Genomic DNA, 14,612 nt, shown 5'->3' on the forward strand with positions numbered 1-14,612 from the left:
GCTTGTAGTTGCATAACCAATTCACTCTCTTTCGTCATTTTGAATTAAAAAGGATAGAAAGGGTGACCCCTATTGAAATTAAAGAGGAAAACAACCATAACGATACGCAAATCTGCTACTCAGATAGCCAACTTTGCAGTTATCGGTGATAGTCATATTGGTTATGGGAATAGCCTAAATATATTCAGAGGCTTGCTACCCAAAGCAGTCGCATCGGGCAACAAAAAGTTTGTTATCTTTGGAGGCGACAATAAGCACGGGTCCGTAGGAGCAGCAGCCGATGCGGATTACAAAGCATTCAAAAATACCGTCACACGAAATTTGGGATCAAAGAAGATACCCTATAAGGCATCTATAGGAAATTGGGAAGATAACACGAGAGTCTTATTCACCAAATATTTAGGTCCAGTTCAAGGACAAATGAATTTCCCAGAAACGAAGGGTAAAGTGAAATATGTCTGGCTAGATAATGCACCTGGTAAATTCAGCACTGCAAGTATAAGTCTGCTCAAATCGTTGAGCCCTAATTATTACTACATTATCGATTTTCATTGGCCTTTGAAGGTTAAAGGCATTACCGTAGATCCCACCCATGTTCTAAGTTCACAGGAAACAGCTAATTTCTTCAAGGCCATTCCTGCTAATGTGCGAAACAACGTCGTGGGTATTTTCACTCACCATGCCCATACATTTTATGAAAACCTAAATAATATTTATCCAGGATTCACAAGGACAAAATTCTATGTGTGTGGATGCTCAGGTGCATACAAATGTAAATGTACCTCCTCTGGTTGTGGTCGGGGTTATTATGATGCAACACTGACAATCAATAATAATCAAGTCAATCTCGCAGTCAAGACAGTCAAAGCCTAGAAGAGAGATTACCCTTATCTGAACAGCCAAAAGCCCCATACCAATAGGTACTGGAGCTTTTTGGCTATATATTTACATCTGCACCTGTTCTAGCTCAGTTCGAGCAACAATCTCATCGATGAAACACTGTAGTGTGCTTGTTAAATACGAATCTTTACGCCGTATAAAAATAGTCGTGATTTCACGATAAGGTTCAGGTAGATCATGGCAATACACGGTGTCATTGGCAACCAAATCGGTAACTGCTGACTCCGGAATAATCGTTATTCCGATACCTGCGGCAACACTGCCTATAATCGTCCCAAACGTTCCAAACTCCATGATCTGTTTAGGGATAATGCCCTCCACCTTCATCCAGCTTTCCAGTCTTCCGCGATAACCGCAACCTTTATTGTATAGCAATAGAGGCCTTGTGGTTATATCCTCTATAGAAAAGGTATTCACTTTGGTAACGAGTACAAGCTTTTCTTGAATAACCTCTACCTGTTCGATTAGTGGATGCCTGATGGGTCCTGTAACAAACGCTCCATCTAGCTTCATATCGATGACCTCTTGCAGCAAAAGATCGGTTACTCCGGATTCTAATGATAATTCAACATTCGGGTATTTGCTGTGATATGAGGATAAAATATCTGGAAGAGCAATCACGGTCTCTACGATACCAATTTTGAGGATACCCGAGGGGTTCGATTTATCTTGAAATGCACGCTTTATTTCCTCCATTTTGGACAAGATCTCTCTCGAATGATCCAATAACCGCTTTCCTTCTGTGTTTAAGATCATCCCTCGCTTGTGCCGATAAAATAATGGCGTTCGAAGCTCCTTCTCAAGCAGCTTAATTCTTGCTGTTACATTGGATTGAACATAGTTCAGCTCCAATGCTGCTTTGCTGACACTTCCATGTGTAGCAACGGTCTGAAAAATTTTCAAATCATTAAACTCCAATGCAACCCCTCCTCTGCTCTCCAATTCGTATACACTATCATCTAAGTATCATTATAAATGATGATAAACTTTATTTACAATCATTTTACTATCGCCTTTCACGCCCCTATCATTGGTTATACACAATACATCGACAGATACATGCTAGGGAGAGACAATACATGCTAAAGAAACAAATCGTCATAGGGTCCTTGTTATGCCTCATCGCAAGTATGTCGTGGGGAGCCATGTTTCCCGTTGCACACATGGCATTACAGCACATTGATCCATTCTATTTTTCGTTTATTCGTTATTTCATCGTTGCAATCATCCTCAGCGTGTTACTTTTCATTAAAGAGGGAAGATCATCGTTTCGATTAGAGGGAAGAGGCAAAGTGCTGTTATTTTTTGGAACAGTGGCCTTTACAATCTATAATATGTCCGTCTTCCTAGGACAGGATCTCATGGGGGAGTCAGGTACAGTCGCTGCCTCGATTATGGAAGTACTCATGCCGATGATATCCATTATGGTCTTATGGATCACTACGAAAGCAGCGCCGAAAAAATACATGCTCACGAGTGTAGCTATCGCGCTTGTTGGTGCTTTACTTGTTATCACTAACGGCAATTTAGATTTTTTCATGATGGCTGGACAACATCTTTTTCCTTTATTGCTGATTTTTATGGGCGTTGTAGGATGGGTGATATATTCAATGGGGGGAAGTCAATTTAAGGATTGGTCGATACTACGCTACTCCACTTTAACCTGCTTGCTAGGAAGTGCAGTATCTTTTGTAATCGTTACGCTTGCCTCCGTTTTTGGTGTGCTTCCCGTTCCTACCTGGCACACGATATTATCAATTAAATATGAAATGGCCTTTATGATCTTGCTGCCAGGGCTAGCAGCCTTGCTAAGCTGGAATCTAGGACTTAAATTGTTGTCACCGCTTAACGGTTTATTATTTATCAATTTTGTTCCCATTACTACATTCGTTATTATGGCTTTCCAAGGCTACGAGATTAGCATGTATGAATTTTTCGGGACGCTACTCATTATCTTTGCACTAATACGTAACAATGCGTACCAGAGAAAATCCGAACGCAACAAAGACCGCAGAGTGTATACAACGGCACATGATCCTAAAGGTGAAATCATTAATGTTGCTCCATAAGTAAGCACAAAGCCACTCCTACCAATGGAGTGAATCCTCCGAATCCCTTTCGAACCTTAAATAAAGCAGCAAATCCACAAGTGGAATTTGCTGCTTTTATGATACCTGTATGCCTTTCCCCTCTCATTTATTCTTTAATAAATTGTTGTGTACTGCGCACGGTATCGATTGGGCGAACTAACTTTTCGATTTGTTCACGTTTCGGTTCTAAGAATGGAGGTAGGGATAATTTTTCTCCAAGCGTTTCATGAGGTTCATCTCCCATAAATCCCGGACCATCTGTTGCAAACTCGAATAGGATATGCGGGGCAACTCGAGCATACAATGACTCGAAAAAGTGGCGATTTACGTATCCCGATGATGGAATCCCAAAACTTTCTAGACGCTTAATCCATTCCTCTAATACGCTACGATCCTCAACACGAAAGGCCACATGATGAACGGTACCGAAACCTTGCTGGCCTTGAGGAAGAGTAACATTATGTTCAACGATGACTTGCGCTCCATTTCCGCCTTCGCCAACCTCAAATAAGTAGAATGATCCTTGCTTTTCGATTTCTTTAAATAACATAACCTTTTCCATAATCTCTTTAAATAAATCAATATTAGCGACACGAATAAAGATTGGCCCTAATCCAGTTATGGCATATTCTAAAGGAATCGGTCCTTTTGACCATGGTGTACCCGAGGCTACACCCTTATTTTTTTCATCTGAAATCAACTGATATTGCTCGTCATCAAAGTCAACAAAAGAAAGAACTTTTTTACCAAACATCTCTTTTATGCCATCATGTTGTACTTCTAGACGATTAAACCGTCGTTCCCAATAATCTAATGCTGCATCACTTGGTACTCGGAAAGACGTTTTGGATATCTCATTAGTACCATGTATGCCTTTTGGAATACCCGGGAAATCGAAGAACGTCATATCTGTACCTGGGTTACCTTCATCATCTGCAAAAAATAAATGGTATGTTTGAATATCGTCTTGGTTAACCGTTTTCTTCACTAAACGCATCCCTAAGATATAAGTGAAAAACTCATAGTTTCGTTCTGCGCTGCTTGTAATAGCCGTTACATGATGTATTCCTTTTAATCCATTCATTAATATACTCCTCCAATTCATCTTCATAAAGAAAGATAATTTATTGTTACAAATCCATCTAATTGGCGTCGATTGGCAATCATAATGTAATACAGTTAAATTGTTTTTTATTAAAGAATCTTTAATTAAAGATAAATATATCATGTTTATTATTTGCTGTCAACAAATCTTAGCATGAATAATCAGCTCGGATACTTTGACAATTTTTCATCATGGAAATATTCATCCATAGTATATCCTTCATCCCTGAACCCTATTTATAGGAACTTTTTTGTGCCTATATTACTTAAAAGTACGTACTATTCATTTATGCCCAAATAAATCATAATAGCATTTGCCGGCCGGTAATACCATATAAGAGGAGTCAAACCATGTCATTGGATAAAAAGAGAAGTACGTTTGCGCTCCTTGCGTTAGCAATCAGCGCTTTTGCGATTGGGACAACAGAGTTCATCAGTGTGGGATTGCTTCCCCTCATCGCTGAAGACTTCAATATATCTATCACCACTTCCGCATTAACCGTTACTTTATATGCTTTAGGGGTAACCTTTGGAGCCCCTATATTAACGTCCTTAGCCTCTACCATTCCGCGCAAAACATTATTGTTCTGGATTATGATCGTTTTTATAGTGGGGAATGGTCTAGCAGCAACTTCGAACGGCATTGTCGTTCTATTGGTAGCTCGCGTCATCTCCGCCTTTTCGCACGGTGTATTTATGTCGATTGGCTCCACGATCGCTGCCGACCTCGTACCCGCAAACCGTAGAGCTAGCGCCATAGCTATTATGTTCTCTGGACTTACGGTGGCCACCGTCACAGGAGTTCCACTGGGTACCTTGATTGGGCAACAATGGGGTTGGCGGGCTGCGTTTATCGGGATTGTTATCATCGGAATCTTAGCCCTCATAGCCAATATGCTTCTAATTCCGTCCGATCTGCGTAAAGGAATCAAAACACCGCTTCGCGACCAACTTAAGCTTGTTACTAATGGACGTCTGCTGCTTGCTTTCTCCATTACTGCCATAGGATACGGAGGTACATTCGTCGTCTTCACTTATTTATCCCCGTTACTTCACGACGTAACTGGATTTAAGGAAACTACGGTAGCCCTAATTCTCCTTATATACGGAATTGCCATTGCCATTGGTAATGTGATTGGGGGAAAAGCTGCGAACCGCAAACCTATTTCGGCCTTGTTCTATATGTTTATTTTACAAGCCATCGTACTCCTCGTCTTGACGTTCACCATCCCATATAAAGCCGCCGGTTTGACTACGATTTTCTTTATGGGATTGTTAGCTTTTATGAACGTACCTGGATTACAAGTATATGTGGTTATGTTAGCTGAACGTTATGCACCGAAATCAGTAGATGTAGCTTCTGCTGTTAATATTGCCGCATTTAACGCAGGCATTGCCATTGGGGCCTACTTGGGTGGTTTAGTAACTGACTCTTTGGGACTTATTCATACAGCGTGGGTAGGCTCATTGATGATTCTGGTAGCCGTCATCTTGACCGGTTGGGCTCGTACTCTAGAAAACAAAGATGAGGCCAACCTCAAACACAAGCCCGAACTTTGATTTTTAATATGGTTTCAAAGAAGAGGCGCCATTTCTTTCAACAAGAAAAAAATGGCGCCTCTTACGGTATTCACCTTGTCGCCTGATCTGATTGTTATTGACGCCCTTCCTCAAGGCAGTACAGGCACTATTCGATAACTAAGAATATATTATCTCATCCTACTAATGAAAGGTGAGATATAACGAGATGATAGACAAATCTACCAGGTTACGTCATGGAAAACTTAGTCATTTGCAGAAACAGGGTGTACTGAGCAATAACTGTCGCTGTGGTGTAGGCAGTCCGAAAAAAAAGGCAGTTGTAAAAAAAGGAAAGCAGAAAAAGGGTGGATCTGCACAACTTCTTCCTTGCTTGGTGTTGTCTGTTTATGTTGGCCCAGAGTCAACGTTAACCCAAGCAGAGTTTAATACACATTGGAGAACGTTGATTAATCTCTATCGTCGTTGTGGAATTAATTTCAGGTTTCGTTTTCGAGATGCTAGCGGATTACCGATATTTAATCGCCTCAATGGACCTTTAGTTAATCCGGGGGTTTTCCCTTGTGGTACTACTTATCAAAATCTTCATCCGTATTTTAGAGCATGGCTAGCATTTCGACCAGGTAGTTTCTCACGTGATATCGCTATTTATTATGTAAAAGGACCGTTAATTGGTGGTGTTATTGGGTGTGCGCCGTTTATAACACCTACTGGTGTAGCAGTTGTTGTTACGAACGGTGCACCGGCGCAAACTCTCGCTCATGAAATAGGACATGTGTTAGGCCTGGGGCATGTGAACGATATAAACAACTTAATGAATCCAATTGTATTCCCTTCAGCCCTTCAACTAACAGACAGTCAATGCACAACTGCTAGGAGAAGTAGCCGACTCCAACTTTGCCCAGCGAGTGCGAGAAAGTCTCTACATCCAACGGGTCTAAAAGGCAAAGCGGCACTCTATAGAAGACCTAGTCCTTCGCTTATAATACCGAAAGGTAAAAAAGTAATTAAGAAGAGCCGTTACCCCTCTGCTTGATGTTGCTATAGAAGTGCAAGATAACTTTGATGAGAACCAGAGCTGAGCATATCTCCTAAACAGTGCTGCTAGTGTTCTAACTACTTTAAGTATTTTAACGTTGTAAATATAATAATATTTTTTGATAAACAACGATTGTCCGTTTCATTTTTTAGAAGTTTCCATACTATACACCGTAAGACCAACATATTAAAAAAGGAGTGACGACAATGAGTCTTTATTTCCGTAACAGTACCAATGCATCCGTATATGTTGCCTATGCCTACCAGGATTCAAGCTGTAGACCTGTCACCTATACAAAGATTGGCTGGTACCGTGTGGACCCTGGGCAGACTAGACTGGTTTGGAACGGGTACGTCGGGGGACGTACGTTCTTTTACTACGCTGAGGATGCGTTCAGACGCCAATGGTCGGGTTCGTACTTCACCCAACTCCCTAATCAGGCTTTCCAATGGTGCTGGAACACGGGCTGCACTACCTGTAGAAATCTAGGGTTTAGCAGAATTGATATCAGTGTGATCTACGCGAACTTCACAATCAACCTTACAACGAGTAGTAGCCAAGGCGTAGCTAAATCGGGTAATATCCACACAGCATTGCCTACAAAATCAATAAAAGGAAAACCTGTATTGCGTAGAACCCCTAAGGTAATGCCAAGCAACCTAGAAAAGGGAAAACCTATATTGGTTAACCGTATAATATTGCCTGGAAAACGGAAATAAAAAAATAATGTATCATTTTGAATAAATGCTAGATCATTTGTGCTAACGGAATCGATAATTCAATAAAACGTGGCAGTCTAGAACATTGTGTTCATTGTTCCGGGCTGCCACATAATTTCATGTCCTCGATTCGTTATAATTAACCATTTCGTAAGTAAGCAGCTCTGGTGTATCCTCCAAATCCTTTTCCACATTTGGAATTAAGGAGATATAATCATCTACACGTTGACTTGATTGTGAAGAAGTCTGACCTTTACTCCTAGCGTCCTCTTTTAGCCCAACAACTGTAAAGACATCATCCAGTCCTACCATACGTGCGAATTTAATATTACTTGTCCCGATATAACCATTCTCATCGCTGCCTATACCCGCAAATAAGTCATCACGATGAATAAATGTGGGGTAGAGACTTTGTTTCCCTTTTTAGGATACGCCGCAAAGAGATAGCCATTTTTATTGAGATGCTGATGTTCAATCACACGATCAACCAGCTTCTTTAAAGACTCCATATCTAACACAAAGGCAAATATGAGATCATACGCACGATCCTTGATCGTAGTATCATAGCCTGTCAACTCCACGAAATAATCCGTTCCTTCAGGTTCATCCAATATTGCTACTTGATCGTACTTTTGTAAATTCAGCTTTTCTGCTATCGATTTAGCCATTATGCTTCATCCCCTAAATGTATTCGGATGTTTCTGCATTGATTAATATTAATTATAGCCGAAAAAATCAAACGAAATAAAGGAAGGAGGAACCCAACTGTACCTCAGTCAAATGATCCCCTCCTGTCTCTTGAATCCCTTTAACCACGGAGGGCACGCGTCCATTGATCTTGGATCGGCAGGCTTCTTTAAATCGTAAAGATCCCAACTTCACGCTTCAATAATACAGATAATTCACTCAACTCTCTCAGTTTGGTTGTCATTTCTTCGACTGTCGCGAGTTGTTGTTCCGTGGAAGCTGCCACTTCCTGTGATGCTGATGCCGACTCATCAATGAGCTTCGAAGATTGCATCAGAGCTTCCAATGATTGATGTGACATTGTCGACAGTTCGCCGAATATGTGCTGAATTCGTAGCGTGCTTTCGGCCGTTAGGTCAACCTTATGAACGATCATTTCAAGTGATTCTTGGCCCTGTATCACTAAATCGTTCTGTACGATGACCACTCGCTGACTCGCTTCCATTGTCTTAACAGCTGCATTCGTTTCCACTTGAATCCTGCGAATAAGCTCCGTAATCTGCTCTGCCGCTCTTCCTGAGCCTTCAGCAAGCTTACGGATCTCTCCTGCAACTACAGCAAAACCTTTCCCTTGTTCTCCAGCGCGAGCCGCTTCAATAGCAGCATTAAGAGCGAGTAAATTGGTCTGACTGGCTAATTCGGAAATCACGGTAATAATCTCACCGATTTCGTTGGATCGACTGTTCAGCTTTACAATGGTTTCTGTTGAGCGTTGGATTGAGCTAACCATATCTTCTAAATTATCAACAGATGCTCTATTCGCACTCTGGCCAGTTTGTACAGCTTCTATTAAAAGATGGGAATCATGAACCGTTTTTACCGTTTCCAGCTTGATTTCTTCGGAGATCTCCCCCGTTCGTTCCATCATCGTGAGTACTTGCCGCACATGTTCCGCTTGCTGTGTCGAACGATCAGCCATATCAGCGATAATCGTTGTTATCTGCTTCGATGATTCATTCGTCTGCACTGCTGCAATTTGCAGCATACCGGCATTCTCATTCAAATGGTTAGCTTCAATAGTGACATTACCTACAATCGCCCGTAAGTTGTCCAGAAATTGATTAATTGAATAAGCTAACAATCCAATTTCATCATTCCGCTTCATGTCCAGCTTCTGCGTCAAATCACCCCCATGTTCAACGAGTCCCGCAACATGCTTGTTTATCATGCGCAGCGGTCGAACAACACTCCGAGTTAATATGATAAAGAGCAGGACAATAAATATAACCATCGCGATGATAAAACCGCCTATAATTAAATAAAGATTTTCCATCATGGGATCATTAACCTGTTTTAAAGGCATGGCCAACACTAACTTATAACCTGTATCACCAATCATGGTGAAAGCGTACACGCTCTCCGAGTCCCACATGCTATTCGTTCCCGAAGTTTGCGCTATCACTTGACCCACTTTTTGCATCTGTGTGTCCGAATCTCCGATCATGGCTTTACCTAAGACGAACTTAGGGTTCTCACTTGCAGCGTATCGACCTTCTTTATCTACTATAAAATAATATTCATCCCCACTTTTTTTCATTTTTTCCAATACCTCATGGAATTCTTTACTCTCCAGTCCTTGTTTCTTATCACTGCTATTCAGTAATAGCATGTTTAGTTTTACGGAAGTAAGCTCCACCTTATAGTTAAGCTTTTGTTCAACTTCACTACTGATAATTTCGCTAAAGTTAGAAAATGTAAATTTAAATAGACCTGCAAAAATAACCACCATATACACTACAGCAACGGACATAACGATAGTTCGAACTGTCTTTTTCTTTTTCATGTATGAATTCCTTCCAATCTGTTCATGAGATATGTTCTAGCCTACGAATGGACCTGACCTGAACGTTTGGCTCTGGATACGACTTCTCCAATACCCCCAGCTTCCTTATCCAGTAGCTCATCCGTTCGCAGACATTCAAATCCCTTCATATGAATCTCTTTCAAAACTTCCTTCAGTCCTGTTATCATGTGCCGTGGTGCTTCTTCATCTGCCCCAAGTGTATCTCCGCTGTCGTGCAGAACGATGATAGAACCCTGTTTAATCTTTTTCAACAAAGTACGCTTCAAATGTTCCGGGTTGACCGACGGTTTCCAATCTCCCACCATGACAGACCACAATACGATCCGATAGGACTTTCTCATCAAGAAGAGATCGCCTATATTGAGAAGCCCCCATGGCGGTCTGTAAAATAGAGGCCACTCACCTGTGATTCGCTCGACAATATCAGCCGTACGATCAGCTTGCTCCCGTCTATTCGTCCATGGGGACAAGAGCCAGTTGGAAGTGTGAATATAGTTATGGATACCGATTTGGTGCCCTTCCTGATACATTCGCTGAATCAACTCTGGGTGTTGTTCAGCCTTGCTACCCAATACAAAGAAAGTGGCCTTTATGCCATAATCTTGTAACAAGTCCAGCACTTCAGGTGTATAGCGTGGATCAGGACCATCATCGAAGGTAAAAGCAATTCCTTTCGCCCTTTTTCCTTTGGAGAAAATGCCCCACCCACATATTCGGGTAACAATAAAGGGAACTATCATATAGAGGAGCATTACATCAATGGATAAAATAATTAACATATGTATCATGAAACCGCCTCTTTCTTCCTTCAATCCTGCAGATCCTAGTAACTATCAAGAAGTGATCGTTTCAGATTCATTTTTCCGTCGCGTAAAACGTTCTTTCAGAGACTGCTTGCTTATCAACAACATCATGGGAGATAATTTCTGGGTGCTGTGTTGGACTCGTTCTTTCCCCTCCGGATGCACCACACGAAGTAGGAAACGAAGATACGTCGCAAAAAATCGTTGTTGCCATTTGGACTCGATGGGATGCAGTTCAAACCCTATTCCGTGGATGATCCCCCGATGAAGCAGCGTGATTCCGGTTAAGGCTTGGACTTTCACCAGTTCCGGATTGCTGTCCAGCTCCCAGCTAATTTGTTTCATTGCATCGCGAAACATGCGTGTAGTCCTCAACCCGGCCCGATCTGCACCAAACTCACGTGCAAGCCGCAGCACCTGCCGATTATCCAGATGAAGTTCGCCAACCCAATCTCCAGCAAGTATTTGTTGCCCATCTTGACAGGTAATACTCTTTCCGTGATGCTGCCTAACCACCAATTTACATATGCCGTATCTCCACACAGACTCGCTTCGAAATCTAGTTATGAAGTCAAACACGTTCTCCCACATCATCCAGATGGACTGTACAGATGTTTTCATAATTGACGCTACCATAATCTCTTCCCACTCTCATTTTAAGTTGAACTACAATATCGAATGCCGATGAAGATCCACCTCATCTGTTTTTCCATTTCTCTTGACCCACTTCAGTATGGTAAAGGCATTGTCATACAGGGTGGTGTTCTTCTGTCATCTCTTTATTTGCCAGCTAAACCTTCAACCATACGACGCGTATGGCCACCGATCATCTTTACCAGCCCATTACCCAGATAAGAACCGATCCATATAAGTACTGCACCTGCAAGCATGATGAGGAGTGAGTCACCTAACGTTCTGATTTCCATCCCGAAAAATGTAAAATTATTTAACCGATACAAGATGGGCGCTAACAGGAAGATAAGGGGCGCCACGTAGAAAAGAGCGGCACAAATGATACTGACAAGTCCGATAACGAATTTCAGCAGCAGCCAGCAAATCACTTTCCAATTACTCGCATCCAACAGGTCAACTTTAACCCGCTCCCATAAGCCTTCTTCCGCTCTTGTCCGGCTTGGAATCCGGTCAATGGAGATATCTGTGTAGACTTTGGTTTGGCTCCGCTCGTACTGCACAAACACACTGGTGGAACGCAAAACATAATAGAGGATCGGAAGCCCTACTAAAGTGAAAGCCATCGAGACCCCCAATGTGATGCCAACAAAATAAAAACAAAAGTAAAACAGCCCTGTCGCAAAAGTAAGCAGCAAAAAGCAGAAGTTTCTCATGTGTTTTTGGATTCTTAGATTCATGTCCATCTCTCCTTCTCTACTTAGAAACTCCTTAATCTGTACAACGCTTATGCTAGGGCTTGTGATGTAAAATCGGCTAGTACCATAATGTCATATGACAAGATCTTCTCGATAAACGTTGCAAGTTAAAGGTTATTCCACACTAAAAACACCCTATCGTCTGCTCTGGGAAGGATGTAGAAGATTACCTGCTCGGTTATTTAGTTATTCCTGTTATTCACCCTACGTAATAGACTATTACGATAAACTATATAGTTGGATATTTGGATAATGGAAACCTTTCTTTCCTGTCGATCCACTAGTATTCGGTAAGCCTCTGAATGACCTTGACGGATCTCATTGACTAGCTGCTCCTCCGTCAAACCTTCCATATGTGCTCCTCCTTTCGTTCCATTCCAAGACTTAGACGACAAGGTTACCCATTCTCCTTCAACAGATAGATTCGCTCAACGTTTTTATTAAATAATTAAACTCTCCACTTATCCGATACAATTCTGAAACTTCCTCCGTTGACTCACAAAACTGAACAAACTCCAAATATCTGGACGTCTTGAACAGAACAAATGCCCGGTTGAGTCATGGAAATGACCCGACCGATTTCAGAAACTGAGATTCGGGCATTCATGTACAACATACCCATTATTTTCCGATCAATTTCATCTAACTTTAAGGATTCTTTCATAGATGTGAACCACCTGAATTATTAATTATTCGGTTTTTCTTTTGCAATTGCGTACGGATGTAGCTATTTCCTTATCGCGATTAGATAAGCCCTCGAGGCTTGTGCTTGGAAAGCCTTTATTTTTTTGACTGCACTATTCCTCGTCATTATTAATCTGCTTTATACAATATCGACTCTGTCAATATTTCTAAAAGTAAAATAGGCTACGCATACACCTATCAGACCTAGTGTAAGAGGAATCGCGATAATAGAACTAAGTGTGAAACCACCATTGTTAGAGTTCACCACTCCAATAATCAATAGGGATGACACAATCGTTGTAGGGACTGATTTCTTCCGCATTCCAAAATATAAAGAAATTAGACTCATCCCCGTGGCCGCTATAGCCTGAACGATAATATTGACGAACTCTAGAGAGATCCAATTGCTAGTTAGATCATTTTGAACGAAGTGGGAGTAATCATTAACAATGACAAAAGACCCTGCTACAAACACATTTGAAACTACGATCACGATGAATGTCATCCCCGTAATCAGAATGATCTTAGCGAGAATGATCTTTTTACGTTGAATCGGGTAGGTAAACAGAACGGATATCGTATTATTCTTATATTCATCAATAATTAATTTAGCAAAGAGCACGGATGCAAAAATAACAAACGTCACTCGTACGAATGTTCCGACTAACCCCAGTGCTTCAGTTAGACCTGAATAGGTAGATCTACCCTCTAGCCCGTCCGCATAAGGTATAAAGCACATGAATAGAACGATCAACAGGTTCGCAATAACAGCCCCTTTAAAGTACCATCCAAATTTATTCTTCTTCATCTCAAGCTTCATCAAGTTAACCAACATTCTCCATCCCCCCGATTTGTGTTAAGAAGTATTCCTCTAACGATGCCGTCTTTTTATTAATTGATTCAATGGCCACATCGTTTAGGATCAATGTTTTGGAAATGTCCGACTGGGCTATGGTAGTATCATAAATACGAATAACCGATTCATCCATCACCTTGAAGTTTCTGAGTTGAAGCTTACTCTCCAGAATTAAAGCTGCCTTCTTATAATCAGAAGTCTTGAGCTCGACATAGTCCGTATTCCGCCCTCTCATCGTATCCATGGATACCTCTTGGATCATCCTTCCGCTCTTAATGATGCCAATCGTATCCGCAATCAGTTCAACCTCTCCCAGCAGGTGACTTGAAATTAACAATGTCATGCCATACTCTTTACTCAGCATACTGAATATATTCCTCATATCTTTCATACCACTTGGGTCCAACCCATTGATGGGTTCATCAAGAATCAATAGCTCTGGTTTCGTAATAATCGCTCTAGCAATACCAAGCCGTTGCTTCATACCCAGAGAGAAGTCTCGGACAGATTTGTGATCGACGTTAGTTAAATGTACTAATTCCAGTGTTTCTTTGATAGCTTTTTTATTATAAAAACCCATATATGCACAGTGTATTTCTAGATTCTCGAGTGCTGTCAATTTGTCATAAAAGATAGGATACTCAATAATGCTACCTATTCGCTTAAGATACTCAATAGACGATTGTATTAGGGGTTCTCCGAAGATTTCTATGTCACCACAGGTCGGCTTAACCAGATTAAGTAACATCTTCATCACCGTTGTCTTCCCTGACCCGTTCGGACCCAGGAATCCGTAAATCTGTCCTTGGCTGACGCTCATACTTACATCAGATACGGCTTCTTTCCCTTGAAATGATTTAGTTAAATGGCTCGTTCTTATGATAATACTCATTTATTTGGCTCCCTCAATTGTTAGTATCTATAGATTAGAGCATAACC

The 14,612-nt window shown here is 41.3% G+C and carries 15 protein-coding genes and 1 pseudogene; 5 read left to right on the plus strand and 11 right to left on the minus strand.

Annotated elements, in window-relative coordinates:
• Positions 1 to 72: 72 nt before the first annotated feature.
• A complete protein-coding gene (locus tag UB51_RS21585; RefSeq protein ID WP_044879074.1) occupies positions 73 to 873 on the plus strand; it encodes a metallophosphoesterase family protein in 801 nt (266 codons plus the stop codon).
• A gap of 72 nt (positions 874 to 945) precedes the next feature.
• Here UB51_RS21585 and UB51_RS21590 read toward each other — a convergent pair whose 3' ends face one another.
• Positions 946 to 1,818: a LysR family transcriptional regulator gene (locus tag UB51_RS21590; RefSeq protein WP_044879075.1), complete on the minus strand. Its 873-nt coding sequence runs from the start codon at positions 1,816 to 1,818 to the stop codon at positions 946 to 948.
• A 161-nt stretch (positions 1,819 to 1,979) separates the two neighbouring features.
• Here UB51_RS21590 and UB51_RS21595 point away from each other — a divergent pair, with 161 nt between their 5' ends.
• Positions 1,980 to 2,969 carry a DMT family transporter gene (locus tag UB51_RS21595; RefSeq protein WP_082063219.1) on the plus strand — a complete coding sequence of 330 codons (990 nt, stop codon included), beginning with the start codon at positions 1,980 to 1,982 and terminating at the stop codon, positions 2,967 to 2,969.
• Positions 2,970 to 3,096: 127 nt separating this feature from the next.
• Here the strand turns inward: UB51_RS21595 and UB51_RS21600 are convergent, their stop codons facing one another.
• Positions 3,097 to 4,074, minus strand: a complete 978-nt coding sequence (locus tag UB51_RS21600) for a ring-cleaving dioxygenase (protein ID WP_044879076.1) — start codon at positions 4,072 to 4,074, stop codon at positions 3,097 to 3,099.
• Positions 4,075 to 4,445: 371 nt separating this feature from the next.
• On the opposite strand from UB51_RS21600, the gene UB51_RS21605 reads away from it, so the two are divergent.
• The 3 genes from UB51_RS21605 to UB51_RS21615 all read left to right on the plus strand — a co-directional run bounded on the left by UB51_RS21605 (position 4,446) and on the right by UB51_RS21615 (position 7,391).
• Positions 4,446 to 5,654 carry an MFS transporter gene (locus UB51_RS21605; protein ID WP_044879077.1) on the plus strand — a complete coding sequence of 403 codons (1,209 nt, stop codon included), beginning with the start codon at positions 4,446 to 4,448 and terminating at the stop codon, positions 5,652 to 5,654.
• Positions 5,655 to 5,841: 187 nt separating this feature from the next.
• Positions 5,842 to 6,669 (plus strand): matrixin family metalloprotease, encoded by an 828-nt coding sequence (locus tag UB51_RS21610; RefSeq protein ID WP_044879078.1) that lies wholly within the window; start codon positions 5,842 to 5,844, stop codon positions 6,667 to 6,669.
• 209 nt (positions 6,670 to 6,878) lie between these two features.
• Complete coding sequence (locus UB51_RS21615) at positions 6,879 to 7,391, plus strand: DUF1036 domain-containing protein (RefSeq protein WP_052676032.1); 513 nt, start codon at positions 6,879 to 6,881, stop codon at positions 7,389 to 7,391.
• Positions 7,392 to 7,753: 362 nt separating this feature from the next.
• Here UB51_RS21615 and UB51_RS28585 read toward each other — a convergent pair whose 3' ends face one another.
• The 9 genes and pseudogenes from UB51_RS28585 to UB51_RS21655 form a co-directional block, all read right to left on the minus strand.
• Positions 7,754 to 8,059 carry a hypothetical protein gene (locus UB51_RS28585; RefSeq protein ID WP_052676034.1) on the minus strand — a complete coding sequence of 102 codons (306 nt, stop codon included), beginning with the start codon at positions 8,057 to 8,059 and terminating at the stop codon, positions 7,754 to 7,756.
• A 188-nt stretch (positions 8,060 to 8,247) separates the two neighbouring features.
• The gene (locus UB51_RS21625) at positions 8,248 to 9,921 is read right to left on the minus strand and encodes a methyl-accepting chemotaxis protein (RefSeq protein ID WP_044879079.1); all 1,674 of its coding nucleotides are present in this window, start codon (positions 9,919 to 9,921) and stop codon (positions 8,248 to 8,250) included.
• Positions 9,922 to 9,962: 41 nt separating this feature from the next.
• Positions 9,963 to 10,730, minus strand: a complete 768-nt coding sequence (locus UB51_RS21630) for a polysaccharide deacetylase family protein (RefSeq protein WP_044879080.1) — start codon at positions 10,728 to 10,730, stop codon at positions 9,963 to 9,965.
• A gap of 45 nt (positions 10,731 to 10,775) precedes the next feature.
• Entirely contained in the window at positions 10,776 to 11,366 is a 591-nt protein-coding gene (locus UB51_RS21635) for a YkoP family protein (protein WP_144407053.1), read from the minus strand.
• A gap of 158 nt (positions 11,367 to 11,524) precedes the next feature.
• Positions 11,525 to 12,121 (minus strand): sensor domain-containing protein, encoded by a 597-nt coding sequence (locus UB51_RS21640; RefSeq protein WP_082063220.1) that lies wholly within the window; start codon positions 12,119 to 12,121, stop codon positions 11,525 to 11,527.
• A 194-nt stretch (positions 12,122 to 12,315) separates the two neighbouring features.
• On the minus strand, positions 12,316 to 12,486 hold the full coding sequence (locus UB51_RS28375) for a hypothetical protein (protein ID WP_160297294.1): 171 nt from the start codon (positions 12,484 to 12,486) through the stop codon (positions 12,316 to 12,318).
• 64 nt (positions 12,487 to 12,550) lie between these two features.
• Positions 12,551 to 12,797 (minus strand): annotated as a pseudogene (locus UB51_RS27380) (AsnC family transcriptional regulator); the annotation flags it as partial.
• 159 nt (positions 12,798 to 12,956) lie between these two features.
• Positions 12,957 to 13,652, minus strand: a complete 696-nt coding sequence (locus tag UB51_RS21650) for an ABC transporter permease (protein WP_199924958.1) — start codon at positions 13,650 to 13,652, stop codon at positions 12,957 to 12,959.
• Complete coding sequence (locus UB51_RS21655) at positions 13,642 to 14,565, minus strand: ABC transporter ATP-binding protein (RefSeq protein WP_044879083.1); 924 nt, start codon at positions 14,563 to 14,565, stop codon at positions 13,642 to 13,644. Before UB51_RS21655 ends, UB51_RS21650 begins: the two co-directional genes overlap by 11 nt.
• Between the last annotated feature and the right edge of the window lie 47 nt (positions 14,566 to 14,612).

The organism is Paenibacillus sp. IHBB 10380 (assembly GCF_000949425.1).
In the GTDB taxonomy this organism is placed as follows: Bacteria; Bacillota; Bacilli; order Paenibacillales; family Paenibacillaceae; genus Paenibacillus_AQ.